This is a genomic window from Pseudonocardia sp. D17 (assembly GCF_036984265.1).
Taxonomy (GTDB): domain Bacteria; phylum Actinomycetota; class Actinomycetes; order Mycobacteriales; family Pseudonocardiaceae; genus Pseudonocardia; species Pseudonocardia benzenivorans.
This window is the reverse complement of the sequence record NZ_BPRG01000050.1, coordinates 241,926-266,298: the sequence shown is the minus strand read 5'-3', so window position 1 is coordinate 266,298 and position 24,373 is coordinate 241,926. Positions and strand designations below refer to the sequence as shown.

26 protein-coding genes are annotated in these 24,373 nt (G+C 72.6%); 12 read left to right on the top strand and 14 right to left on the bottom strand.

Annotated features, from left to right (window positions below; translation table 11 throughout):
• Positions 1-109: 109 nt before the first annotated feature.
• The gene (locus PSD17_RS11375; protein ID WP_013676146.1) at positions 110-697 is read right to left on the bottom strand and encodes a CGNR zinc finger domain-containing protein; all 588 of its coding nucleotides are present in this window, start codon (positions 695-697) and stop codon (positions 110-112) included.
• A 228-nt stretch (positions 698-925) separates the two neighbouring features.
• Here PSD17_RS11375 and PSD17_RS11370 point away from each other — a divergent pair, with 228 nt between their 5' ends.
• From PSD17_RS11370 to PSD17_RS11360, 3 genes are all read left to right on the top strand, one after another.
• Positions 926-1,366 (top strand): nuclear transport factor 2 family protein, encoded by a 441-nt coding sequence (locus PSD17_RS11370; protein WP_339122610.1) that lies wholly within the window; start codon positions 926-928, stop codon positions 1,364-1,366.
• A gap of 62 nt (positions 1,367-1,428) precedes the next feature.
• Complete coding sequence (locus PSD17_RS11365; RefSeq protein ID WP_339122609.1) at positions 1,429-2,274, top strand: MBL fold metallo-hydrolase; 846 nt, start codon at positions 1,429-1,431, stop codon at positions 2,272-2,274.
• A 65-nt stretch (positions 2,275-2,339) separates the two neighbouring features.
• Complete coding sequence (locus tag PSD17_RS11360; protein ID WP_339122608.1) at positions 2,340-3,188, top strand: MBL fold metallo-hydrolase; 849 nt, start codon at positions 2,340-2,342, stop codon at positions 3,186-3,188.
• 37 nt (positions 3,189-3,225) lie between these two features.
• Here the strand turns inward: PSD17_RS11360 and PSD17_RS11355 are convergent, their stop codons facing one another.
• Positions 3,226-4,038: a maleylpyruvate isomerase family mycothiol-dependent enzyme gene (locus tag PSD17_RS11355; RefSeq protein WP_339122607.1), complete on the bottom strand. Its 813-nt coding sequence runs from the start codon at positions 4,036-4,038 to the stop codon at positions 3,226-3,228.
• 188 nt (positions 4,039-4,226) lie between these two features.
• Between PSD17_RS11355 and PSD17_RS11350 the strand changes: the two genes are divergently transcribed.
• The 3 genes from PSD17_RS11350 (at position 4,227) to PSD17_RS11340 (ending at position 6,936) form a co-directional block, all read left to right on the top strand.
• The gene (locus PSD17_RS11350) at positions 4,227-4,586 is read left to right on the top strand and encodes a DUF1330 domain-containing protein (protein ID WP_013676151.1); all 360 of its coding nucleotides are present in this window, start codon (positions 4,227-4,229) and stop codon (positions 4,584-4,586) included.
• 776 nt (positions 4,587-5,362) lie between these two features.
• Positions 5,363-5,794: a cupin domain-containing protein gene (locus tag PSD17_RS11345; protein ID WP_339122606.1), complete on the top strand. Its 432-nt coding sequence runs from the start codon at positions 5,363-5,365 to the stop codon at positions 5,792-5,794.
• Positions 5,795-6,168: 374 nt separating this feature from the next.
• Entirely contained in the window at positions 6,169-6,936 is a 768-nt protein-coding gene (locus PSD17_RS11340; RefSeq protein WP_339122605.1) for an alpha/beta fold hydrolase, read from the top strand.
• A gap of 58 nt (positions 6,937-6,994) precedes the next feature.
• On the opposite strand, the gene PSD17_RS11335 is transcribed toward PSD17_RS11340, so the two are convergent.
• Both PSD17_RS11335 and PSD17_RS11330 read right to left on the bottom strand, forming a co-directional pair.
• Positions 6,995-7,456 (bottom strand): SRPBCC domain-containing protein, encoded by a 462-nt coding sequence (locus PSD17_RS11335; protein WP_339122604.1) that lies wholly within the window; start codon positions 7,454-7,456, stop codon positions 6,995-6,997.
• Positions 7,453-7,587: a hypothetical protein gene (locus PSD17_RS11330; protein ID WP_013676155.1), complete on the bottom strand. Its 135-nt coding sequence runs from the start codon at positions 7,585-7,587 to the stop codon at positions 7,453-7,455. Before PSD17_RS11330 ends, PSD17_RS11335 begins: the two co-directional genes overlap by 4 nt.
• 203 nt (positions 7,588-7,790) lie before the next feature.
• Between PSD17_RS11330 and PSD17_RS11325 the strand changes: the two genes are divergently transcribed.
• Positions 7,791-8,972 carry a hypothetical protein gene (locus tag PSD17_RS11325; RefSeq protein WP_013676156.1) on the top strand — a complete coding sequence of 394 codons (1,182 nt, stop codon included), beginning with the start codon at positions 7,791-7,793 and terminating at the stop codon, positions 8,970-8,972.
• 18 nt (positions 8,973-8,990) lie between these two features.
• Here PSD17_RS11325 and PSD17_RS11320 read toward each other — a convergent pair whose 3' ends face one another.
• A complete protein-coding gene (locus PSD17_RS11320; protein WP_339122603.1) occupies positions 8,991-9,722 on the bottom strand; it encodes a tat pathway signal sequence in 732 nt (243 codons plus the stop codon).
• Between the two features lie 422 nt (positions 9,723-10,144).
• Here PSD17_RS11320 and PSD17_RS11315 point away from each other — a divergent pair, with 422 nt between their 5' ends.
• Positions 10,145-11,116, top strand: a complete 972-nt coding sequence (locus PSD17_RS11315) for an aldo/keto reductase (RefSeq protein ID WP_013676158.1) — start codon at positions 10,145-10,147, stop codon at positions 11,114-11,116.
• 68 nt (positions 11,117-11,184) lie between these two features.
• On the opposite strand, the gene PSD17_RS11310 is transcribed toward PSD17_RS11315, so the two are convergent.
• Positions 11,185-11,991, bottom strand: a complete 807-nt coding sequence (locus PSD17_RS11310; protein ID WP_013676159.1) for an SAM-dependent methyltransferase — start codon at positions 11,989-11,991, stop codon at positions 11,185-11,187.
• Positions 11,992-12,116: 125 nt separating this feature from the next.
• On the opposite strand from PSD17_RS11310, the gene PSD17_RS11305 reads away from it, so the two are divergent.
• The 3 genes from PSD17_RS11305 (at position 12,117) to PSD17_RS11295 (ending at position 15,168) form a co-directional block, all read left to right on the top strand.
• Positions 12,117-14,249 carry a putative bifunctional diguanylate cyclase/phosphodiesterase gene (locus PSD17_RS11305; RefSeq protein ID WP_339122602.1) on the top strand — a complete coding sequence of 711 codons (2,133 nt, stop codon included), beginning with the start codon at positions 12,117-12,119 and terminating at the stop codon, positions 14,247-14,249.
• A gap of 186 nt (positions 14,250-14,435) precedes the next feature.
• Entirely contained in the window at positions 14,436-14,630 is a 195-nt protein-coding gene (locus tag PSD17_RS11300) for a hypothetical protein (protein WP_103382280.1), read from the top strand.
• Between the two features lie 130 nt (positions 14,631-14,760).
• Positions 14,761-15,168 (top strand): DUF5313 family protein, encoded by a 408-nt coding sequence (locus tag PSD17_RS11295; RefSeq protein WP_013676162.1) that lies wholly within the window; start codon positions 14,761-14,763, stop codon positions 15,166-15,168.
• Between the two features lie 28 nt (positions 15,169-15,196).
• On the opposite strand, the gene PSD17_RS11290 is transcribed toward PSD17_RS11295, so the two are convergent.
• Positions 15,197-15,532: a DUF3140 domain-containing protein gene (locus PSD17_RS11290; protein ID WP_339122601.1), complete on the bottom strand. Its 336-nt coding sequence runs from the start codon at positions 15,530-15,532 to the stop codon at positions 15,197-15,199.
• A 76-nt stretch (positions 15,533-15,608) separates the two neighbouring features.
• Here PSD17_RS11290 and PSD17_RS11285 point away from each other — a divergent pair, with 76 nt between their 5' ends.
• Positions 15,609-15,983, top strand: coding sequence for a VOC family protein (locus tag PSD17_RS11285; RefSeq protein WP_103382279.1), 375 nt, complete (start codon positions 15,609-15,611; stop codon positions 15,981-15,983).
• Between the two features lie 9 nt (positions 15,984-15,992).
• On the opposite strand, the gene PSD17_RS11280 is transcribed toward PSD17_RS11285, so the two are convergent.
• The 7 genes from PSD17_RS11280 to PSD17_RS11250 form a co-directional block, all read right to left on the bottom strand.
• Positions 15,993-16,865: an SDR family NAD(P)-dependent oxidoreductase gene (locus PSD17_RS11280; RefSeq protein WP_013676165.1), complete on the bottom strand. Its 873-nt coding sequence runs from the start codon at positions 16,863-16,865 to the stop codon at positions 15,993-15,995.
• Complete coding sequence (locus PSD17_RS11275) at positions 16,862-17,971, bottom strand: LLM class flavin-dependent oxidoreductase (protein ID WP_013676166.1); 1,110 nt, start codon at positions 17,969-17,971, stop codon at positions 16,862-16,864. The genes PSD17_RS11280 and PSD17_RS11275 overlap by 4 nt, the downstream gene beginning before the upstream one ends.
• A 186-nt stretch (positions 17,972-18,157) precedes the next feature.
• Positions 18,158-19,270 (bottom strand): ABC transporter ATP-binding protein, encoded by a 1,113-nt coding sequence (locus tag PSD17_RS11270; protein WP_339122600.1) that lies wholly within the window; start codon positions 19,268-19,270, stop codon positions 18,158-18,160.
• Positions 19,267-20,349 (bottom strand): ABC transporter ATP-binding protein, encoded by a 1,083-nt coding sequence (locus tag PSD17_RS11265; protein WP_339122599.1) that lies wholly within the window; start codon positions 20,347-20,349, stop codon positions 19,267-19,269. The genes PSD17_RS11270 and PSD17_RS11265 overlap by 4 nt, the downstream gene beginning before the upstream one ends.
• A gap of 17 nt (positions 20,350-20,366) precedes the next feature.
• Complete coding sequence (locus tag PSD17_RS11260) at positions 20,367-21,380, bottom strand: ABC transporter permease (protein WP_013676169.1); 1,014 nt, start codon at positions 21,378-21,380, stop codon at positions 20,367-20,369.
• A 108-nt stretch (positions 21,381-21,488) separates the two neighbouring features.
• The gene (locus PSD17_RS11255; protein WP_013676170.1) at positions 21,489-23,240 is read right to left on the bottom strand and encodes an ABC transporter substrate-binding protein; all 1,752 of its coding nucleotides are present in this window, start codon (positions 23,238-23,240) and stop codon (positions 21,489-21,491) included.
• A gap of 66 nt (positions 23,241-23,306) precedes the next feature.
• Positions 23,307-24,302 carry an ABC transporter permease gene (locus PSD17_RS11250; protein ID WP_339122598.1) on the bottom strand — a complete coding sequence of 332 codons (996 nt, stop codon included), beginning with the start codon at positions 24,300-24,302 and terminating at the stop codon, positions 23,307-23,309.
• Between the last annotated feature and the right edge of the window lie 71 nt (positions 24,303-24,373).

Sequence of the window (24,373 nt, the reverse complement as noted above, 5' to 3'; positions counted from 1 at the left end):
GTCCGGACGCCCGCGTCACAGTAGCGCGTGACGATCTTCGTCCGGCCCCGGCCACCACCCGTTCGAGCTCACCCGACGGTGCCAGTTCCCGGTCCGGCGTCACTCCTGGTCAGGAGGAGGTGGCACGCATCCGGCGACGTGCTCGCGCCGCGCGGAGGTTGGCGACGTTGCCGCAGCTGCGGACGTCGTGCCAGGCACCGCTGTTGTTGGGCGAGCGGTCGTAGAAGGTGCCGGGGCAGGCCTCGTTGCGGCAGGTCTTGACCCGGCGCCAGGTGTCGAGCTCCCGGGCCCGGTGGAGCTCCAGCAGCACCGCCCCGGCGACCAGCTCCCAGCCGCGGCCCACCGGCTCGAGCAGCAGCGCGCCGTCCGCGCCGCGGGCCGAGCGCACCGAGAGCCCGAGCAGGGCGTCCGGAACGGGGGCACCCGGCGCGCGCACGGCGACGACGAGCTGGTCGCGCAGGGTGCGGAGCTGCTCGACGTCGGCCCTCGTGAGCCGCGCCCGGCGCCGCGCCTGCCCGGCCGCGAGCGCCCAGGCCTCGAGCGCCTCGTCGGCCCACGCCTGGGCCTGCGCCACGGTGGAGAGGAGGTCCGGCGAGGGCGGTCGGCGCGCCGAACGGGTGTTGAGCAGATCCTGGATCAGCGCCAGCCCGCCAGGGGCGACGACGAGTTCGAAGCGTTCGGTAGCCGGCCAGCCCACATCTGCACTGTAGCCGTGTCGGACACAGGCAGCAGCCCGTCGGGTGCGTCACGGGGGCATGACCGGGCGGCCGCTGCGGCGCGACCCGCCCCAGCCCGTTACGGCGCTCACCTCGCGTAGACATAGGCAAAGTCGTTGTGATTATGTCGTCGAGGCGAGCGCCGGCCGGCCCGGCGCGGCCGGACACATCGTCCGGCCCCGCGCCCACGACGAGGAGGGTGTACCGCGATGGCTGCAGGGACGGGCGGGACCGGGGGCGACACGGTCGCCGCCGGCTGGTCGAAGGCGTTCGAGGACAGGACGAAGGCCGCCTTCGGCGGCACCTTCGCGAGCGACGTCGTGCTCGAGGCCGCCACGCTCCACGAGCCCGTCGTCGGGCTGGAGGCGGTCCGGTCGGTCATGGCCGCGGCGAGCGGAATCTACGGCGAGCTGGTCTTCACCGACCCCGTCACCTCGGGCGCGAGGACCTTCCTGGAGTGGCGCGCGACGGCGGCCGACAGCGGGACGGAGTACCGGGGCGTCACCGTGCTCACCGCGAACGCCGACGGCGCGATCGAGCACATCGCCATCCACCACCGCCCGCTCGGCAGCGCCCTGCAGTTCTCCGCCGAGCTGGGCCGCCGCCTCGACGGCGTCGTCCCGGCGAGGCACTTCTTCCAGGAAGCCTGACCTCTTCCGGGGCCCGAGCCGCCCGGCCCGGACCGACCGAACCTCCGCGAAGGAGCGATTCCGTGTCCCGCGACCTGCAGTGGGCCGTCCACGTGACCCCGGGGCGGCCGTACGTGACGTCCGACCTGCCGCCGGACCTGACCGAACGCGAGTGGTCGCCGATCTCCTCGACGTTGCTCCACGGCGAGCGCGAGGCGCTGCTGGTCGACGTCCCGCTGACGGCCGCCCAGGCGACCGCCCTCGCCGACTGGGTCGAGACGTTCGACCGCACGCTCACGACGGTCTACGTCACGCACGCGCACGGCGACCACTGGTTCGGCCTGTCGACGCTGCTCGGACGCTTCCCGGGGGCCCGCGCCGTCGCCACCCCGACCGTCGTGGCGGCGATCGGACGGCAGCACACCCCGGACTTCGTCGAGAGCTTCTGGGAGGCGCGCTTCCCGGGCGCGATCCCCGACACCCTCGTCGTGCCCGAGGCCCTCCCGGCGCCGGAACTCGCCCTCGAGGGACACGAGATCCGCATCGTCGACCTCGGCCACACCGACACCGACGACACGACGGCGCTGCACGTGCCCGCGCTCGACCTCGTCGTCGCGGGCGACGCCGCCTACAACGACGTGCACCTCTACCTCGCCGAGTCGCCCGCCCCACAACGCGCGCAATGGCGTGCGGCACTGGAGAAGATCGCCGCGCTCGACCCGAGGACGGTCGTCGCGGGCCACAAGCGGCCGACGCGCGACGACCCGGCGTCGATCGTCGCCGAGACGGTGCAGTACCTCGACGACTTCGAGGAGGCGCTGCAGCGGGCGGACTCGGCCGAGCGGCTCTACCGGCTGATGCTCGACGCACACGGCGGCCGGGTGAACCGCGGCGCGCTGTGGGGCTCGGCCCGCGCGGCCCTCGGCTGAGCACCCGGACCCGTCCGCGGCGACCCGATCCCGCAGACACATCCCCGACACCGAAAGGACCATCGATGCGTTCAGGTCTCACATGGGACGTGCTGGTCACGACGCGCGAGTCCCTGACGCGCGACGCGCCGTTCCTCCCCGAGGGCCTCGGCTGGGTGACCAACACCTCGACGTTGATCAGCGGCGAGCGCGACGCGGTGCTCGTCGACACGTTCGTCACCCGGGAGCAGAACGCCGAGCTGGTCGAGTGGGTCAAGAACAAGAACGTCAACCTGACGACGATCTACGTCACCCACGGCCACGGCGACCACTTCTTCGGGGTCGCGGACCTGCTCGACGCGTTCCCCGGAGCCCGTGCCGTCGCGACGCCCGGATCGGTCGCGAAGGCGCGCGAGCACGCGTCGCGCCCGGTGCTCGAGAGCTTCTGGAACGTGCGCTTCCCCGGCGCGATCCGCCAGGACCAGGTCGTGCCCGAGGCACTCGACGGCGACACGATCGACCTGGAGGGCCACGCCCTGCAGATCCTCGACGCCGGTTTCACCGACACCGCCGCCACGACCGTGCTGTGGGTGCCCGACGCGGCGCTGCTCGTCGCCGGTGACGTCGTCTACAACGACACGCACATCTTCCTGGCCGAGACCGACGCCGGGACCCGCGCGTCGTGGCGTGCCACCCTGGGCAGGCTGGCCGAACTGGGGGCCGTCACGGCCGTGGCTGGGCACAAGCACCTCGACTCCGCCGACGACGCGAGCCACATCCGGGCGACGCTGACCTACCTGGAGGACTTCGAGGCGCTCGCCGCCGAGGCCGCGGACGCAGAGGGCCTGTACCGCGCGATCATCGAGCGCAACCCGCACCGGGCCAACCCCGGGTCGGCGTGGGCGGCCTCGAAGCGGGTGTTCGGGCTCGACTGAGCGCTCTCACGACCGGGCCCCGTCACGACCGGGCGCCTCACAGGTGTGCCCCGGCCGCCCAGAGGTCGAGCACGCGGGAGTCGCCGCGCACGTCGAGACCGGTGTAGGGACGCCGGTTCCACAGCAGCAGCAGGAGCGCACCGGGGTGCCCGGTGACCTCGACGTCGACTCCGGCCGGTGCGGTGCCGCGACCGAAGGTGGGCTCGTCGGGCCCGAGCCGGGCCCACCAGCGCAGCCCTGTCGCGGCACACGTCACGCCGAGACCGACCGGGTCCGGGGACCGCAGCGTCCGCCCGTAGCGGCGGGCGAACCCGCAGACGATCTCGTCGATCCCGTCGACGGCGACGGCGCGGTCGATCTCCTCGCCGCCCGCGGGCGTGCTCCGGCCCGCGTTCACGACGTCGACGCCGTGGACCAGCGTCTCGTGCAGCATGCGCCGCGCCCAGAACTCCCGCGCCGGCGCCGCGACGTCCCACGTCGTCCAGCAGTCGAGGTCGGCGGGCGCGGAACGCAGGACCGCCAGCAGCCCGTCGCGCGCCGCGCGCAGCCGCCGCGCGAGGTCGGGCGTATCGGCCGGGTCGAGCATCGCGGCGAACTCGGCGGCGGGCGGACGCTGCGCCCTGGCCTCGCTCACGATCACCGCGACCCACCGGTAGACCTGCGCCAGGTGGGCCGCGAGGTCGCGCAGCAGCCAGCCCTCGCAGAACGGGACCGGGTCGTCCGGGTCGCGCTCCGCGAGCACGTCGAGCAGGGCCGCACCGGCGGCGTCGAACCGCTCGAGGTACTCGTCCGCGCCGGGCGCGGCCGCGTAGACGTCGTCCGCAGGGCCGGTGGTCGCGGGTCGGTTCATCGCGTCGGGTTCCTCGCTCGGACTCGGGTGCTGGGGCGCCGGCCGGCCGCGGCCGCAGGACGGACCGGTCGGTCCGTCCGAGCATCGCACGGTGGTCGGGCCCGCACAGTGCCCGCCGTGCACCGTCGTCGGCCCGCCGGGGTGCGGGACGGCTACGGTCGTGCCACCCGAACCCTGACGGAGCCCTGATGACCGCATCGAACGGCCCGGCGTCGAACGGCCCGGTCTACGCCCTCAACCTCTTCGACGTCGCCGACCGCGACGAGTACCTCGCCTACTCGCGACGGTCCGCGCAGGAGGTCCGGGCGCACGGCGGCAGGGTCGTCGCGCTCGGCCGGTTCCGCCGCGCGGTGACCGGTGACGTCACCCCGCGCACCGCCATGATCGTCGTCGAGTGGGAGTCCGAGGCGGCGTTCGACGGCTACCGCGACGACCCGGCACTCGCCGACCTGCATCCCCACCGCGAGAACGGGGCGTCGGCCTACGTGTGGCACCTGTTCGACCGGCTCGACGACCTGCGTCCGCTGCTGCGCGGCGAGGACGGCTGACCGACCCGGCCCTCGCAGGCGGCCACCCGCCGGCGCGGACCAGCCGCGGGAGGCCGCGGCGCACGGCCTGATCGTCGGGGCGGCCGCCATGCTGCTCGGTGCGGTGCGGTGGCGAACTCGTGCACCGCCGCCATGGCCGGCTCGACAACCGGCTTCGGCGCGAGTACTGCCCGCACTGTGCCTACCGGCCCGCGACCGGGCCGACGACCGGCGCGTTCCCGGCCCGGCGGCTGGGTTGCGCTCGACGAGTTCGTCCCCGACGCCCCGGCGATGACGGGCGCTGACATGTCGAGCGGGCCCGGGTCGGCTCCCGGTGGCGCGACACCGGCGGCGTCGCCTTCGACGTCGCGTTCCCGCCGATCAGCCCGCAGCAAGCCGTTCGTCGAGGACGACGTTGCGGCGGAGAGGACCGCCCGGTCGACAGCTGAGCGCTTCGACCCCGCTACGAAGTGGCTCTATATGCGAACCAGATAGTCCAGTTGAGCTGACTGGCCATCTGTCGGTCACGCGGCGGCCGCGATCACTCGAGTGAGGGCTCCGACCCAACCTGGACGAGTAGCCGGCCTGGCCGAACGTAGAGGTAGCGGCCCCGTGGTGCCACACGGTACGCACGAGGAAGCGGCGGGGCGTCGGCATCGACGACGGCGTGACGTGGTGGACCGCCGACCGGCGGACACGGCAACCCCGGTAGGTGCACGCACGGCACAGCAACGGACCGCTAGTATTTTTAGGTCTTACTAGTCCAGTCACGTTCGATGATCGACCAAGGAGTTGGAATGAGCCTGAACGATGCTGTTCTTACTGGACCGCAGGGTGGGCGGACGGTCACGTCCGCCAACGGCTCGACGGCCGAGCTGAAGGTCGAGGGCAACCAGACCGGCGGGCAGTGGTCGGTGGTCGAGTGGAACGTGCGGGCGGGCGACGAAGGCCCGATCCACACCCACACGCGCGAGGACGAGACCGTCTACGTCCTCGAGGGTGCGATCACGGCGTTCGTCGGTGATCAGAAGATCGAGGTCGGAGCGGGTTCCTACGGGGCACTGCCGAAGGGCGTCCCACACGGGGTCAAGGTGCGCGGTGAGTCGGCACGGCTCTTGCTGACGCTCGTTCCGGCCGGCGCCGAGTACTTCCTCGTCCCACGCGATGACAGCGACGGCGGCCCTGCGAAGTTCGGGCTCCAGCTCGACTCGGACGCTGCGCGGAGCTAGTTCTCCGACGTGAGTGCCGGTGCCCGTGGCCTGCCGGCGGACCGGCGTCTCTCCGACGCCTGCGCTCGACGGTGTCGGGCTGTTACTCCTCGGGCTCGGCACGAGCTGCCGAGGTTGACCTCCGTCGTGCGACCGACCGGCGGTCGACCGGACGCGCAGTCCGGAAACGCCCCACCTCCTGGGGTGGGGCGTTTGCGCCCTCCGCACCACCGCGCGTCCCGACCCTGCCGCCCGCGGCCGCAGCCGCTCGACAACCCCATGGAGACACCCCCGGCCGACGACGCCTACCGCGGCGACCGTCGGGTGGGCGAGACCGTCGCGCTCGCCCGACGCGGGCGGCGCCCCGGGCGTCGCCGGGGGCTACCGTCGTCGACGTGCCGATCCTGGACGTCGACGGGCTGCCCACCTACTTCGAGAGCACGGGCGACGGTCCGGCACTGGTGCTGCTGCACGGAGGGATCGTCGCGTCGGACTCCTGGGGGCCGTGGCCGGAGCTGCTCGCGGCGGGCGGCTACACGGTGCTCACGCCGGACCGGCGCGGCCACGGCGGCACCCCCGACGTCCCGGGACCGATCACCTACGGCGCGATGGCCGACGACACCATCGCGTTCCTGCGCGCGGCCGTGGGCGGGCCCGCGCACCTCGTCGGCTGGAGCGACGGCGCGGTCGTCGCGGCGCTGGTGTCGATGCGCGCCCCCGAGCTGGTGGCCCGGCAGGTGCTCATCGGGCAGTACTACTCCCCCGACGGCATCGCCCGCCCCGAGTTCCTCGGGACGCTCGAGGCCATGCGCGCGGACCCGCCGGCCTTCCTGCGCAGCACCCATCCCTCGCCCGACGGGCCCGACCACTTCCCCGTCGTCGTCGGGAAGCTGCTCGACATGTTCGCCCGGGAACCGGACATCGACCTGCGGCGCTTCGCGGGCGTCACCGCGCCGACGCTGGTCCTCCAGGGCGACCGCGACGAGGTGACCGTCGCGCACGGGAAGGCCGTGGCCGACACGCTGCCCGCCGGGCGGTTCGCGATCCTGCCCGGCACCCACTCGCTCCCGCTCGAGGCACCCGAGCTCGTGGCGGCGCTCGTCCTGGGGTTCCTCGCGGGCACGCTCGACCACGGGCTGTGGGAGACCGGCCCCCAGGAATAGGCCCCCAGGAATAGGCCCCCAGGAATATGCCCTGGCGTCGACCCCGGCCGCAGGGCAATCAGCCGTGGCAGTTCCACCCCGCCTCGCAGCCCGCGACGAAGTGCGCGGCGATCGACGACCACGCTCCGCCGGTCCGCTCCCGCCGCGGCGCGCCCGCCGCCCCGAGCCGTTCCCACCCGGTCTGCTCGATGTGCACCCTGGTCCGGCCGGCCGTGGCGACGAACCGGATGTCGACCTCGGTGGCCTCCTCGCGGTCGAAGAACAGGTGCCACAGCAGCCGCAGGTGCTCCGGCGGCTCCCACACCAGCACCTCGCCCCACGTGTGCTCGGTGCCGTCCGGGGCGGTCTCGACGACCCGCCCGCCCACATGCGGCTCGACGGTGATCGACGCGGGGTCGCCGGAGATCGTGTGCGACGGCGGCCACCACGTCGCGATCCGGCTGGTCCACACCTCGAAGGCATGCGACGGCGGTGCCGCGACGTGGAACTCGACGACGAGCGGTTCGGAGGTGGTGGTCACGGCGCGTCCCTCCCGGTGTCGGGCTGGATGTTCTCGACGACCGGCCGGATCCGGTCGGCCGCGTGGCCCCACACCGTACGGAAGTTTCCGCGGATCGCGGCCACCTCGGCGGCGCGAATCCCGCTGGACACGCCGTTCCGGGCACCGCGGAGCCGCGCCGCCCGGCGGCGGCTGTTCACGATCGTGGGGCGTGCCCTACCCTTCGCTTCGGGATTCACCCCACAGGTGTAGGGACCTCTCGATCGCCTCCGCGGGCCCGCCCGCGCACGATCGTCACCAGGAGATCAGAACGGACGCCCGGCGGCCCGCGGCGTCGACGAGAGGACGAGCACGGATGAACGCCACCCCCCACCCACCCCGAGCCGACGCGGCCGTCGGAGAGGCGAAGGCGATCATCGAGCTGTGCATCCAGGGGTCGGAGGCCAACGACCGCGACGACCTCATCCGTAAGCTCACGACCGCGCGCACCGCACTGTCCCGTCATCCCGGCCCCGCGACGGTCCGTGACGCCGCCGCCGAGTGCATCCGCGCGCTCGAATCGCTCAAGATCGACCTGCGCACCCGGCGCACCGAGCTGTCCGACCCCGGCCGCACCGCCCGGCTGCGCGCCGAGCTCGACCGCGCCCGCACCCACTTCGAGGACTTCCAGACCCGCTCGCGCGAGTGGCCGCAGCTGCTCGGCGAGGGCTTCTCGGCGCTCAGCTCGGACGCGGAGTTCGCGCTGCGCACGCGTGCCCGCACCGTCATCGCCGAGGGCGAGGAGTCGATCGAGTCGAGCGACCCGAAGAAGACCTCGGAGACGTTCGACGGCTGGCTGCGCCACCGGCTCGCCGTCGAGGCCGACGACGTCTACTCGCTGCTCCTCGAGCGCAGCCGCAAGATCGCCGCCCAGCTGGGCGAGCAGCTCGGCGCTCCCGCGGAGCGCGTCGACTCGCTGCCGGTCACCCCTCCCGACCGCCTCGTGGGCGAGCTCAAGGCGCGGAAGTCCGAGAGCGGCGGCAACCCGCCCGCCCCCGCGCGGATGCTCGCGATCATGATGCCGACCTACGGCGGCGTCATGATGGCCATCGTCCTGTCCCGGTTCATCGGCCTCACCCTGCCGGGCTGGGTCATCGGCGTCTGCGCCGGCGTCGGCGCCGTCGCGCTCGGCGGCGCGGCCCTCTCCGGGGAGCGCAAGCGTCAGCTCGACCGCCGCCGCGGCGACGCGAAGTCGATGTTGCGCGGGATGATGGACGAGTACCAGATGGCGATGAGCAAGCAGATCCGCGACGCCACCCGGCTCCTGCAGAGCGACCTCCGCCGCGCCGCGACGAACGCGGTGAACACGAGGGCCGCGGAGTTCACCGACCGGCTCGACGCCGCCCGCGAGGCCGCCGACACGGCACGGAACGCCTCGTCGGACCTCTCCGACATCTCCGACGACCTGGAGTCCGTGGCCGAGCTGCAGGCCAGGGCGCGACGGCTGCTCGACGGCCCGCCCGAGGGCCGGGAGCGGATCCTCAACGCCGTCTCCTGACGGCCGCCCGCGCCGGGCTCAGCCGTCCGGCGCCGGAACGGTCACCGGGGCAGGCACGGGTCGGCCGAACAGCAGCGCGACGACGTCGCTCACCGCATGCACGCCGTCGGCCAGCGACCCCGCCGGGTCGACCTGGTAGGTCACCGCCACGACGTAGCGCTCCCCCGGCCCCGCGAACCCGACGGTGTCGGCCACCCAGTGCCGTCCGTAGGGGTCGGACTCGAACGACCAGCCGTCCTTGTTGCCCGGGTGCTGGTCGGGGCCCGCGGCCCAGACCCCCCACCGCTGGTTCGCCGCGACGCCGCGCAGTGCCGCGACCAGGTAGGCCCGGTCGGCGGGGGCGGCCTGCGCGAGCACCCAGCGCCCGAGGGCGAGCAGGTCGTCGGTGGTGCAGGTGACGAAGCCCCAGTAGGTCGACGCCGTGAACCCCGGGACGAAGCGCAGCCCGGTCATCCCGAACGTGGAGCGGAACCGGGCGAGCATCGCGTCGTTCCCGAAGCGCTTCCACAGCCGGTCCGACGCCGCCTCGTCGGAGAAGTTCAGCATCGTGTCCATGTCGTGCCGGTCGGCCGCGGTGAGCGTGACCACCCCCGCGCGGGCCCGGGTCAGGAGGTCGGCCGCGATGGCGAGCTTGATCGTCGACGCCGTCCAGCCCTCGTGGGTGGTCGCGCCGTCGCGCCACACCGCGCCGGTGGTCCGGTCGAGCATCTCGACACCGAGGTAGCCGTGCGCGCCGACGGTGCGGGACACGTAGGCGGCCGCCGCGTCGAAACGTTCCTGCTGTGCACAACCCCACGCACCGCAGCCGGCAGCGGTCGCCGCCGCCGTGCCCGACGGACCGGGTGCGACGGTCGGCGGCGGCGGCGCGCTCGCCGTCGCGGCGGTGGTCGCGGACGGCGGTGGGTCCTGCGGGGCGGGGCTCGCGCACCCGGCCGCGACCGCGACCGCGCAGGCCAGGGCGAGCGCGGCGAGGACGGGACGTGCGGCCGGGGAACGGATGCCGCCACGCTACGACGGCCGGCACCCCGCCGGAGCGCCGGGTCCGTGCCGGGCCGTCCGGCGCCCCGCGCCACGTCACACGACATCCGGCGCGCACGCGGTGGTCGTGGCGGCCCGACCGGAGAAGGCTCGGGGCGACCCGCCACACGGCACCGTCACACGAGAGGAACCCGATGCGGTACGTGAAACTGGGCTCGACCGGGCTCGACGTCTCGCCGGTCTGCGTGGGATGCATGAGCTTCGGTGTCCCCGACCGCGGCAACCACGCCTGGAGCCTCGACTACGACGCCGCACGTCCGTTGATCAAGGCAGCGCTCGAGGCCGGCGTGAACTTCTTCGACACGGCGAACGTCTACTCCGCCGGCACCAGCGAGGAGATCGTCGGCCGGGTGCTCGGGGAGCTGGCCGACCGCGACGAGATCGTGCTGGCCACGAAGGTCCACGGGCGCATGCGCCCGGGGCCCAACGGCGCCGGGCTGTCCCGCAAGGCCATCCTCACCGAGATCGACCACAGCCTGCGCCGGCTGGGCACCGACTACGTCGACCTGTACCAGATCCACCGCTTCGACCCGACCGTCCCGATGGAGGAGACGCTCGAGGCGCTGCACGACGTCGTGCGCGCCGGGAAGGCCCTGCACATCGGGGCCTCGTCGATGTGGGCGTGGCAGTTCGCGAAGTCGCTCCACCTCGCCGACACCCACGGCTGGACCCGGTTCTCGACGATGCAGAACCACTACAACCTGCTCTACCGCGAGGAGGAGCGGGAGATGCTGCCGCTCTGTGTCGAGGAGGGCATCGGCGTCATCCCGTGGAGCCCGCTCGCCCGGGGCCGCCTCGCGCGTCCGTGGGACACCGAGAGCGCCCGCAGCCGCACCGACGAGTTCGGCCGCAGCCTCTACAAGGACGAGGACCGCGAGATCGTCGAGCGCGTCTCCGAGGTGGCGCAGGCCCGCGGCATCTCGATGGCCCAGGTCGGGCTGGCCTGGATGCTCGGCAAGCCCGGCATCGCCGCCCCGATCGTGGGAGCGACGAAGCTCGAGCACCTGCAGGACGCGATCGCCGCCGTCGACATCACCCTCGACGACGCCGAGGTCGAGCGCCTCGAGCAGCCCTACGTCCCGCACCCGGTGGCCGGCTTCCGCTGACCGCAGGCCCCGGCCCGTGAGTGAGGCGAGGACGGCGCCGCAGGCTGCTGGTCCTTGCGCGCGGCCGGCTAGTCCTTGCGCGCGACGCCGGCGAGCGCCCCGAACCGCTCGGGGCGCTCGCCGTCGGCCAGCGGGACCTCCGGGCGCCACAGCGGCAGGTGCACCAGGCCGGGCTCCACGAGGGTCCAGCCGTCGAACTGGGCGGCCAGCTCGGCGCGCGAGCGCAGGAAGATCGGCGTGCCCGTCCGCGACGAGAGCTTCTGCGCCTCGATGACCTCCGGCGGCTGGTCCTCATGGGTGACGTTGACCAGCGCCAGCATGCTGCCCGGCGGCACCGCGTCGCGGAGCCGGCCGACGATCCCGGCGGGGTCGTCGGAGTCGGGCACGAAGTGCAGCACGCCCAGCACGAGTACCGCGATCGGCCGGGTGAAGTCGAGCAGCCCGCGGACCACGGGGTCGGAGACGATGTCCTCGACGTCGCGCACGTCGGCCTGCACGACCGCCGTCCCCTCGACGCCCTCGAGGATCGCGCGGCTGTGCGACACCGCGATGGGGTCGACGTCGACGTAGACGACGCGGCACGCCGGGTCGGCGTGCTGGGCCACCTCGTGCACGTTGCCGACGGTCGGGATGCCGGAGCCGAGGTCGAGGAACTGGGTGATCCCCTGCTCGACGAGCCAGCCCACCGCCCGGCGCAGGAAGGCCCGGTTGGCGCGCATGGTGTCGCCGATGTCGGGCGTCATCGAGGCGATCATCTCCGCGAGCCTGCGGTCGACCGCGAAGTTGTGCGCCCCGCCGAGAAAGTAGTCGTACACCCGCGCCCCGCTGGGGCGGTCCAGGTCGATGTCGAGCGGTGCCCACGACGGCCGACTCATGATCCCCCACATTCCACACCGGGTGTTGCGGATCTCCACACAGCGCGACGAGCGTACGGCGAACCCTTCACCCGACGGAATGACACGGCCGGGTCACGTCGCCGGACGGACGTATGCTCCGCCAGGTGATCGGTGGGGACCGGGCAACCCCGCGGTCCCCGGCACCGGCGATCGAGAACCTCGTGTCGGCATGGGCCGCCGCTCTGGCGCGCCCGGTCTACCGGCCCATGAGCCACGTCGAGCTGCATCGGTTCACGCGTTGGGCGGCACTGCGTCTTGCCGGGGCCACCGCGGTCCGGCCCGTCGACACCCGGTGCGCGCACGACGTCGGCGCCGCGCTCGTCGACACCGACCTGCTCGACCGCGACGACCTCCCCGCCACCGTCTCGGCGCTCACCGCCCACCTGCCCGCCGTCGCCGCCGAGCGCGGCGCCCCGTCACCCGACGTCGCGGCACGTGACGTCACGGCCGCCGTGGTGGCCGGCTACGTCGCCCGGATGCGCGCCCGGATCCTCGACGAGCAGGAGACCGTCCGCCAGGCGGAGGTGCAGGCGCGCAAGCAGACCCAGGACGCGCTGCTGTCGAGCGAGGCCAGGTTCCGGGCCATCTTCGAGAACTCCGGGATCGGCATCGGGATCGCCGACATGGACGGCCGCATCGTCGACGCCAACGAGGCCTTCGCGTCGATGCTCGGCTACACCGTCGAGGAGTTCTGCCGGATCAACGTCGCCGACTTCGTCTATCCCGACGACGCGCAGGGCATGTGGGAGCTCTACGCCGAGATCATCGAGGGCAAGCGCGAGCAGGCCCGGGTGGAGAAGCGCTACCGGCACCGCGACGGGCGGATGGTCTGGACCGACCTCACGGCGTCGTTGATCCGCGACGCGCAGGGTGATCCGCTCTACACCGTCGCGATGGCCGAGGACGCCACGACCCGCCACGAGCTCCAGGACCGGCTGCGCCACCAGGCCCTGCACGACCCGCTGACCGGGCTGCCCAACCGGACGATGGTCAACGAGCGGCTCGCCGAGCTGTTCTCCCGCCCGGGCGGGCGGATCGGGGTCTGCTACCTCGACGTCGACAACTTCAAGATCGTCAACGACCGGCTCGGCCACGGCATCGGCGACAAGCTGCTCGTCGCGATCTCCGCGCGGCTGCACCAGTGCGTCGCCGAGCGCGGGCACCTGGTCGGGCGCATGGGCGGCGACGAGTTCGTCATCCTCGTGCAGGACCCGCCGCCCGGCGAGGTCGCGCTCGTCGCCGATCTCGTCCTCGCCTCGCTCGCCTCCCCCGTCGACGTCGACGAGCACCGGCTGGTCGTCACCGCCAGCATCGGCGTCGTCGAGACCGACGTCGACGACACGACGCCCGCGGAGGTCCTCAAGGCCGCCGACGTCACGTTGTACTGGGCCAAGTCCGACGGCCGCGCCCGCTGGGCGCAGTACGACCCCGAACGCGCGGCCCTCGACATGACCCGGTTCACCCTCACCGCGACCCTCGCCGCCGGCCTGGAGCGCGACGAGTTCGAGGTCGAGTACCAGCCGATCGTCCGGCTCGACGACGGGGCCGTCGCGGGCGTCGAGGCCCTCGTGCGCTGGGACCATCCGACGCTGGGCAGGCTCGGCCCTGACCGGTTCATCGAGGTCGCCGAGGAGACCGGCGCGATCGTCCCCCTCGGCCGGCACGTGCTGCGCGAGGCCTGCCGGCGGGCCGCGCGGTGGAACGCCGAGAATCCCGGCGCCGACCTGTTCGTCAGCGTCAACCTGGCGGTCCGTCAAGCGCACGATCCCGCGCTGGTCTCCGACGTCGCCGACATCCTGGCCGACACCGGACTGCCGCCCCACCTGTTGCAGCTCGAGCTGACCGAGAGCGCGCTGCTCGGCCCCGCAGGCCGGCCCGTCGACGCGATCGGGGCGCTCGCCGATCTCGGCATCCGCATCGCCGTCGACGACTTCGGCACCGGGTACTCCAACCTCGGCTACCTGCCCCGGCTGCCGCTGCACTCGCTCAAGCTCGCAGGCGTACTGGTCGAGGGGCTGCGCAGTCCGACGGCGGGTGCGAGCCGGATCGTCACGAGCCTCGTCGCGCTCGCCCACGCGCTCGGGCTGACGGTGACCGGCGAGGGTGTGGAGACACCGGCCCAGGCGGCACGGCTGCGCACCGCCGGCTGCGACACCGCGCAGGGCTGGCTCTACGCGCGCCCCGCGCCGTGGGACGCCGTCGTCGCCGCGCTGGGCCGCACGCAGCCGCGACGCTGATCGTCTGCGGCGGCACGGCGTCCGCGGGACACCTGCACGCGATCACCACGATGATCACCTGTTCGTGTGCCGCACGCCTCCAGAGGGTTGAACGTCGTTGCCCGGGCGGTCCGATCGAGCGATGATTTTCCTGCACCGTCCGGATGGCGTCGGTCACGGAGCGTCAAAGCCCTTGCGGGTGTGAGCGTGAAGGAGACGATGGTGTCGGGGGATTCGGAGTACTCGGGCGACTACGCCTACGACCTCGCCCACGAGATGAAGTCGGTGCTCAACCTGCCGACGAGCCGCACCGGGCGGCGTCCCGGCGGGGCGGTCCCGATGCCGCGCCGGGAGGTCGACCCCGACGGGGACCTGGGGTACGACGCCGCGCACGAGATCTGAGGCCGCCGGGCCCCCTCCCCGACGGCCGTGGGCGCACCCGCCCGCGAGCGGATGGGGGCGCACCCCGCCGGGTACCCGACGCGGACGCGACCCACGGGAGGCCGCGCTGGCAGATCGGCCGGGTGCCCACATGAACGAGCGCACCGACTGGCTCGACGAGGGCGCCGAACCGATCCGGCGACCCGGCCCGCTGCGCTGGCTGCTCTACGCCCTCGGGATGGGGCTGCCGGCCGCGCACCGCGGCTGGGTGCTGTTCGACGTCACGACGCGCACGTGGATGCTGCGCCATCTCGCCCGCACGATCGTGCAGATCATCCCGTTCGCGGTGGTGCTCTACGTGGTGATCCCGGGTCCCACGTGGGTGCGGCTCGCCGCGATCGGCGTCGGCGCGGTGATGGGACTGTTCTGGTCGAGCGTCTACATCTACGAGACCAACGAGCACCGCGCGGTCAAGGCCGGCTACCCCGTCGGCTATGCCGCCGCCGTGCGCGACGACCTGCGCTCCGCCGAGCGCCGCCGTCGGGAGCGCGGTGGCTGACGGCAGGGCGGTCGTCGGCCGCGGCGGGTCAGCCCGCGGGCTTCAGCGGGTCGTGCCCCAGTCGCATCAGCCGGTGCCGCCAGCCCGCCTGGCCCGGGGTCGGTTCGAGGTCGTCGCGGCGTTGCTCGTGCACCCGGTCGACGACACGCTGCATGGCCCGCGCGTCGTCGGCCGTGAGGTCGCTGCGCCGTTTGCCCAGGATGTCGAGGACCTCGCGCCCCGTGGGCGTGCCCGCGCGGTCGGGCTCGGTCTCCGAGTCCGGCGCGGCCGAGTCCGTCCGGAGCCAGTCGCGGAGTTCCTTCGAGGTCATGTTCACGACGCGGTGGAACTCGTCCCACAGCGCGTCGTCGACGGTCGCTGCCATGCCGTGGGCTACCCCGGCGCCGCGCGCCGGAATCGTGGCCACCGGAACCGTCGGGGTGCGCTGCGAGGATGTGCCGATGATCGACCACGTCGCCATCCAGTGTTCCGACGTCACCGCGGCCGCCCGGTTCTACGACGCCGCGTTCGCGCCGCTCGGCGGCCGCCGCGTGCTCGAGTTCGGCCCCGTCATCGGGTACGGGACCGACCGGCCCGAGTTCTGGCTCGGCCCGCGCGCCGACGACTCGGCCGGCTTCCGCGAGAGCCACCTCGCGTTCGCGGCGCCCGACCGGGCGACGGTCGACGCGTTCTTCCGGGCCGCCGTGGCCGCGGGCGCGCAGGTGCTGCACGAGCCGCGGGTGTGGCCGGAGTACCACCCGGACTACTACGGCGCGTTCGTGCGCGACCCCGACGGCAACAACGTCGAGGCCGTCTGTCACACGCCGGCCCCGTGACGGGCGGGGCTACTCGCCCGCCCGGTGCCGCACCACCGAGGCCACCCCGGTCGACCCGTAGTTGACGCCGCTCATGCCGCGCAGGCCCGGGTCGTTGTTCAGCCGTTCGGCGAACGCCCGTCCGGGGCCCGCGGCGGTCAGCCCGCCGTCGACGACGAGCGCCTCCCCGGTCACGAACTCCGCGTCGGGGCCCGCGAGGAACGCGATGGCCGACGCGATGTGGTCGGCGCGGCCGTGGCCGGGCCACGGCTGGGTGGCGGCGAGCTTGTCGTCGACCCGTTCGGGTCGTCCGCGGTGCACCAGCGGTGTCGAGATGGCGCCGGGGCAGACGGCGTTGACCCGGATCCGCTCGGGCGCGAGCTCGATCGAGACCGACCGCGTCAGGTTGACCACCGCCGCCTTCGCCGCGGAGTACGGCACCGGGCCCAGCCCCCCGCCGAGCCCGGCGACCGACGCGACGTTGACGATGCTGCCGCCGGCCCCCTGCGCGAGCATGATCCGCGCGGCGTGCTTGATCCCGTAGAACACACCCCGGACCAGCACCTCGAAGGTGTAGTCCCAGTCGCCGCTCTCGATCGTGTGGATCGGGCCGAACGCCCCGCCGACGCCCGCGTTGTTCACCACGCAGGTCAGCGCCCCGAAGGTCTCGACGGCGAAGTCGAGAGCGCCGGCCACGGCTTCCTCGCTGCGCACGTCGGTGGCGCGCACCACGACGCGGTCCGGGGCGGCCGCGAGCTCCGCGGTCTCGGCGGCGTTGGCCTCGTTGACGTCCGCGACGACGACCCGGAACCCGCCCTCGAGCAGGCGCAGTGCGGTGGCGCGGCCGATCCCGCTGCCGGCTCCGGTGACGACGGCGACCTGCTGCCCGTCCACGTCGCTCATGCGTGCTGCCCGGCCGGGGCGGGCGCGCAGATGTCGCGCTCGGGATCGATCGCCGCGAGCCGCGGCAGGACGTCGCGGGCGTAGGTCTCGAAGGTATGCCGGGACTCCTCGCCGGTCATGCCCCCGAACCCGAGGACGTTGACGACGCCGCCCGCCCCGAGCGCCCGGACCCGGTCGACGGTCGCGTCGACGACCTCGTCGGGCGTCCCGCCGATCTGGAGGTCGGCGAGGAACCGGTTGAACCGCGCCAGCCCGTGCTTCTCGATGTTGCGTCGCAGGCCCGCGTAGTACTCGTAGCCGTTGACGTGCTCGAGCCGCGGGTTGGTGAACTCGTAGTGGTCGATCGTCGAGCGCGCGTAGCCCACCGCGAACCGCTCGTGCATCTCCCGGGCCCGGCCGGGGTCGCGGTCGACCGTCGTGAAGTTGACCAGCACGGGTGCGGGTGGCTCCTCCCCCTGTACCTCCCGGTACAGCTCGCGGTAGTCGTTCGTCTCCTGCAACGTCGTCTCCCAGGGCTTCTGCGCGATCAGCATCAGCCCGAAGCCGAGCGTCGCCATGATCTTCGCCGACTCCGGCGACACCGCGGAGGCGTAGGTGCGACCGCGGAACGTCGTGAACGCGGGCGGGTGCAGCTCCGCGCGGGGCTGGCGATAGAGGGTGCCGTCGTGCTCGATGGCGCCGGTCTCCAGCGACTCCGAGATCGCCGTCGCGTACTCGACGAACCGCGTCCGCGACTCCCCCATGTCCAGCCGGAACCCGTCGAACTCCACCGACCCGAGCCCGCGTCCCAGGCCCAGCACGACGCGACCGCCCGACACGCTGTCGAGCCAGGCGATCTCCTCCGCGACGCGGACGGGATCGTGCCAGGGCAGGACCATCACCATCGTGCCCAGCCGGGCCCGCGTGGTGCGCCCGGCCATGTAGGTCAGGAACTGCGCCGGGTTAGGCATCATCTGGTAGCGCGTGAAGTGGTGCTCCGCCGTCCAGATCGAGCCGAAGCCCGCGCCCTCGGCCGCGTCGGCCAGGGCGAGCTGGTCACGCAGCACCCCGTGGTCGTCGCGGCCCGGTTCGAGCCCCTGGAAGAACACTCCGATCCCGACGTGCAAGAGTCCGACCTCCCCGCTGAGGCATCCGCCTTAAAGCGTTGATGACCTGTTGTAGACGGGACGCGGGTGCGGCGCAACTCTCCCGGCGCCCGGCGTCCCCGGTCACCGCGCGGGTTGCCCGCTCAGCACTCGGCCTGCGGGCAGCGCGGCGACCGGGGAAACCGGGCGGTGACGGCGTGCTCGGCCCTACTCCGCAGGAGGCCGCGACGACGCGGGCTCGGCCGCGTCGCCGGGCGCGGGCGCGGGCGCCGCCAGCTCCACCACCGGCGCCCCGCCGGTCTCCGGGAAGTGGCAGGCGACCCGGTGGCCGGGGGTCTTCTCCTCGAGCGGGGGCTCCACCGTCCGGCAGACCTCCTGCGCCTTCCAGCACCGGGTGTGGAACCGGCACGCGGGGGGCGGGTCGAGGGGGCTGGGCACGTCACCGGTGACGAGGATGCGCGCCCGCGAGCGGCCCCGGCGCGGGTCGGGGATCGGCACGGCCGAGAGCAGCGCGACCGTGTAGGGGTGCATCGGCCGCTCGTAGACGTCGGCCCGGTCCCCGATCTCCACGATCTTGCCCAGGTACATCACCGCGACCCGGTCCGAGACGTGGCGCACCACCGAGAGGTCGTGCGCGATCAGGACGTAGGTGAGCCCCAGCTCGTCCTGCAGGTCCTCCAGCAGGTTCACGACCTGCGCCTGGATCGACACGTCGAGCGCGGACACGGGCTCGTCGGCGACGATCAGCTTGGGCCGCAACGCCAGCGTCCGCGCGATGCCGATGCGCTGGCGCTGGCCGCCGGAGAACTCGTGCGGGTAGCGGTTGTAGTGCTCGGGCGAGAGCCCGACGAGCGACAGCAGGTCCTGCACCGCCGAGCGGATGCCGCCCGGCGGCTCGACGCCCTGGATGCGGAACGGCGCCCCGACGATCGTCCCGACGGTGTGCCGGGGGTTCAGCGAGGAGTACGGGTCCTGGAAGATCATCTGGACGTCGCGGCGCAGGGGCCGCATGGCCCGCGGCGGGAGATGGCTGATGTCGCGCCCGTCGAACACGACCGAGCCGGCGGTCGGCTCCAGCAGCCGGGTCAGCAGCCTGCCGGTGGTGGTCTTCCCGCAACCGGACTCGCCGACGATCGAGAGCGTCTCGCCGGGCAGCACCTCGAAGTCGACCCCGTCGACGGCCTGCACGGCGCCGACCTTGCGCTGCAACAGCCCGCGCCGCACCGGGAAGTGCTTCTGCAGGCCGGTGGCGACGAGGAGGGGTTCGGTGGCGGGCGGCGCCGCGGCGGACGACGAGCTGCCGGCGGCCGGGGCGTTCACAGCTTCGGCCGGATCTCGTCGTGGAAGAGCGTCGCACGCTCCTCGAGGCCCATGTGACAGGCGGCGAGATGCCGCGGCCCGACCTCGACCAGCTCGGGCCGCTCGGTGCGCGAGCGGTCGCCGTTGCGGTCGGCGTAGGGGCACCGCGGATGGAACGCGCAGCCCGGCGGCACGTTGATCAGCGACGGCGGGCTGCCGCTGATCGGCAGCAGTCGCTCGGAACGCTCGCGGTCCCAGCGCGGCACCGAGCCGAGCAGCCCCCAGGTGTAGGGGTGGCGCGGCTCGGTGAAGACGTCGACGGCGGGCCCGCTCTCGGCGGCCCGTCCCGCGTACATGACGAGGATGTCGTCGGCCAGCTCGGCGACGACGCCCAGGTCATGGGTGATGATCACGACGGCGGTGTGGAACTCGGCCTGCAGGTCGACGATGAGGTCGAGGATCTGGGCCTGCACGGTGACGTCGAGCGCGGTGGTGGGCTCGTCGGCGATGAGCAGCTGCGGGTTGCAGGACAGGGCCATCGCGATCATCGCCCGCTGCCGCATGCCGCCGGAGAAGTGGTGGGGGTAGTCGTCGACGCGGGCGTCGGCCCGCGGGATGCCGACGCGGTCGAGCAGCTCGACGGCGCGCTTGCGGGCGGCCCTCCGGCTGACGTCGTTGTGCAGCCGGTAGGCCTCCATGATCTGGTCGCCGACCGTGTAGTACGGGTGCATCGCCGACAGCGGGTCCTGGAAGATCATCGCCATCGTCTCGCCGCGCAGCCTGCGCACCCGCTCCGGGTCGGCGGCGACCAGCTCGTCGTCACCCAGCCAGATCTCGCCGGAGATCCGTGCCGAGCCGCGCTTGTGCAGGCCCATGATCGACAGGCTCGTCACCGACTTGCCCGATCCGGACTCCCCGACGATCCCGAGCCGCTTGCCGCGCTCGACGGAGAACGACAGCCCGTCGACGGCCTTGACGACGCCGTCGTCGGTCGGGAAGTGCACCCGCAGGTCGCGGACGTCGAGGAACGGCCGTCCCGATCCCGACGGCCGGGGCGCGGGACCGGACTCCGGTGCGCCGGCCAGCACGTCCTCCCCCATCACCGGCTCCTCCCCCCTCACGACAGCCGTACCCGGGGGTCGACGACGGCGTAGAGCACGTCGACGACGAGGTTGGCGATGATGATGAACAGGCTGCCCACCAGCACGACACCGAGCACCTTCGGCAGGTCGTTGTTGGTGATGGCGTCGACGGAGTACTTCCCGATGCCCGGCAGCGAGAACGTCGACTCCGTGAGGATCGCGCCGCCGAGCAGCAGGCCCAGGTCGAGCCCGAAGATCGTCAGGATCGGGGTCAGCGCCGACCGCAGCCCGTGTCTGACGACGACGGTGCGCTCCGGCAGCCCCTTCGCCCGCGCGGTGCGGATGAAGTCCTCACCCATCGTGTCGAGCATGCCGGCGCGGGTGAGCCGCGCGTACCCGGCGGCGTAGAGGAACGCGAGCGTGATCCACGGCAGGAGCAGGTCGTAGGCCCACAGCAGCGGGTTCTCCTCGATCGGGGTGTAGCTGCCGCCCGGCGCGGTGATGCCGAGGGTGTAGCTGAAGACCGACAGCGTCAGCAGGCCGGTGAAGAAGATGGGCAGCGAGACACCGGCGAGCGAGACGCTCATGGCGGTGCGGTCGAAGACGCTGCCCCGGCGCAGCGCGGAGACGACGCCCGTCGACACCCCGGCGACGACCCAGATCACCGCCGCGCCCGCGGCGAGCGACATCGTCACCGGGAGGCGGTCGAGGATCTCGGGCAGCACCGGCTGCTGCGTCAGGTACGAGTACCCGAAGCAGGGCGCCGGGCAGTGCGTGGTCGTCGGGCCGGTCGGGTAGTCCGCGCCGAGCACCAGCCCGCGCAGGAACCGCCCGTACTGCACGTAGACCGGCTCGGTGAAGCCCAGCCGCACCGCGATGTTGTGGATCGTCTCGACGTCGGCGGTTTTGCCGACGTAGCGCGACGCGAGGTCCTCCGGGGTCGCGCCGCCGAGGCGCGGCACCAGGAAGAAGATCACGAAACAGGCGGCGGTGACGATCAGCAGCAGGAAGATCGCCGCAATGAGCCGCCGGACGATGTAGACCGCCATGTCCCGGCAGGCCCCCGTCCGCCCGCGCCCCAGCGCGCGGGCGGACGGGAACCGGTGCCCTCACCTACCTCCCGGTCGTGCCCGGACGAGCCCGTGTCATCTGCCCGGTCACTTCCTCGTCGTGCCGAGCGCCAGGTAGTCGTACATCTGGAACCCGTTGGTGATGAACACGTTCGTCAGGTTCGGCGGGCGGTAGAGCAGGCCCTTGGCCCAGATGCCCGGGAGCATGTACGCGTCGTCCATGACCTTCTTGTCGACGTCGACCCAGTCCTGCTGACGCTTGGCCGTGTCCTGCTCGTTCACGGCCTGGTCGATGATGGCGTCGACCGCCGGGTCACGCACACCCAGGTTGCTGTTGCCGCCGGTGGGCCGGATCGTGCGGCTGTCGACGATCTGCGACAGGAAGCCGTAGCCGTCGGGCCAGTCCGCGCCCCAGCCGTACACCATCAGCCCGAGGTTGTTGGCCTTGGCGTAGTCGGGCTTGCCGGCGTAGAGCTTCAGGTAGTCGGCGAGCGGGTAGGGCTTGATCTCGAGGTTGATCCCCGCCTTGGCCAGCGACTGCTGCAGGGTCTCGGCGGTCGCCTTCTCCTTCGGCCGCTCGGCGCGGTAGGAGATGCTCGTCGTGAAGCCGTTGGGCTGCCCGCACTGCGCGAGCTCGTCCTTGGCCTTCGCGATGTCGCCCGCGTTGCCCGGCGTCGGGTAGGTGTCGAACTGCTGCGCGCCGGGGATGACCGGCGGCATGAGGTTCGTCGCGATCTCGCCGCCCGTCGCGCCGCCGTAGGCGCGCTGGTAGCCGGTCTTGTCGGCCGCGTACATCACCGCACGGCGGCAGTGGACGTTGTCCAGCGGCGCGACGTCGGCGTTGAGCACGGTGAACCAGATGCGGGCCTGCAGCGACGAGTCGGTGTTGGCCTTGAGGTTCTGGTCGGCCAGGATGCGGCCCTGCGCCGACGGTCCGACGCCGGAGCCCTCGATCGCGACGTCGAGGTCACCGGAGATCAACCGGTTGTCGATGTCGTCGGAGTTGACGTTGAGCGCCACCTCGATCTGGTCGGGCAGCGCCTTGCGGTTGGGGTCGGTGGCCGGGTCCCAGTTGGGGTTGCGGACCATCGTGAAGCTCTTGCCCAGGTCGTTCGTCTGGAACATGTAGGGGCCCGAGGACACCACGTGTTCCTTGTACTTCGTGCCGGTGTCCTTGGCCGGCGGCACCGGGATCGTCGCCGGCAGCTGGGCGAAGTAGTCGAACCCGCTGAACGGCTTGTTCAGGTGGAAGACGATCGTCGAGTCGTCCGGGGTCTCGATGGCCTTGAGGCCGAGCTTGTCGGGCGAGGGGTCCTCGTACGGGCTGGTGTAGCCCTGCAGGTCGAGGAAGTCGTTGAAGTACGTGGGGCCGTTCGGGAACGTGGTCTTGTCGAGCGAGCGCTCGACGGCGTACTTGACGTCCTTGCTGGTGACGGGTGTGCCGTCCTCGAACTTGACGCCCTTGCGCAGCGTGTAGGTCCATGTCTTGCCGCCGTCGGAGGACTTCCCGAGGGACTCGGCGAGGTCGGGGACGAGCGTCGCGCCGTCGGCGCCGGGTGCGGACTTGAACATCACCAGCGCCCGACCGTAGAGCCGCACGAAGTTCCACGAGTACGCGTAGTAGGTGTCGGCGGGGTCCAGGGAGTCCCAGTCGCCGGAGTTGGCGTACCGCAGGGTGCCGCCCTTGGCGTCCGACGGGTTGTGGATGCTGCCGTCACCGGTGCCGCCACCGCTGCCCGAACCGGACGACCCCCCGGACGTCCCGCCACCGCAGGCGGCGAGCACCAGCGCGGTCACCGCGCCGACGGCCGCCACCGCGAACCTTCGCGTGTGCCTCATCGGACCACCCCTCGAATCTCCCTCGAACACCGTTTGTGTCGTTCTCTGTCCGTTGGGACGTGCCGGTCATCGGCCCCGCGGGTCCAGCGCGTCGCGCAGCCCGTCGCCGAAGAGGTTGAAGGCCAGCACGGTCACGAAGATCGCGAGGCCGGGGAAGAGCATGAAGTTCGGCGCGATCTGGAACCAGTGCGTCGCGTCCGAGAGCATCCCGCCCCAGCTGGGGGTGGGCGGCCGGATGCCGACGGACAGGAAGCTCAGCGCGGCCTCGAAGAGGATGTTGGTCGGGATCAGCAGCGTGGCGTAGACCAGTACCGGGGCGACGAGGTTGGGCAGCAGCTCGGTCATCAGGATGCGCGGGGTGCGTGCACCGAGGCTGCGCGCGGCGTCGACGAACTCGCGTTCCCGCAGCGAGAGCGCCTGGCCCCGGATGATGCGACCGATGTAGGGCCAGCTGGTGAACCCGATGATCGCGATGATCACGACGATCCGCAGCGTGTCGCCCGAGAGCCCGAACGAGCCGTCGGTGATGACGCCCGCGAGGGCGAGGGCGAAGAGCAGCACGGGGAACGCGAGGAAGACGTCCATCGTGCGGCTGATCAGCGAGTCGATCCAGCCGCCGTAGTACCCGGCGACGATTCCTGCGACCGTTCCGATCACGACCGCGACGAGCGTTGCGAGAAAGGCGACGAGCAACGAGATTCGCGCGCCGTAGACGACGCGGGAGAAGATGTCGCGGCCGTTGACCGGTTCGACGCCGAACAGGAACTCCCGGCTGATCCCACCGAACGGCGCCGGCGAGATCTGCAGGTCGGGGTCGATCTGGTCGTAGTGGAACTCCAGCGGCGGGTGCCCGAGCAGGTGGACGATCAGCGGCGCGAAGATCGCGACGAGGACGAGCAGCACGATGACCACGCCGCCCGCGAGCGCCACCTTGTCCCGACGGAGCCGTCGCCAGGCGATCTGCCAGAGCGAACGCCCCTCGATCGCGCGGCCCATGCCCGCGGTGACGGCCTCGGGCACGGCCTGTTCGGCCGCACCGGGAACGTCGAGCGGTGCCGTCATCGTGCACGTCCTCCGGAGCGCGGCGGGCTGGAATCGGTCACTCCCGAATTCGAGACACTAACGGGTGCCCG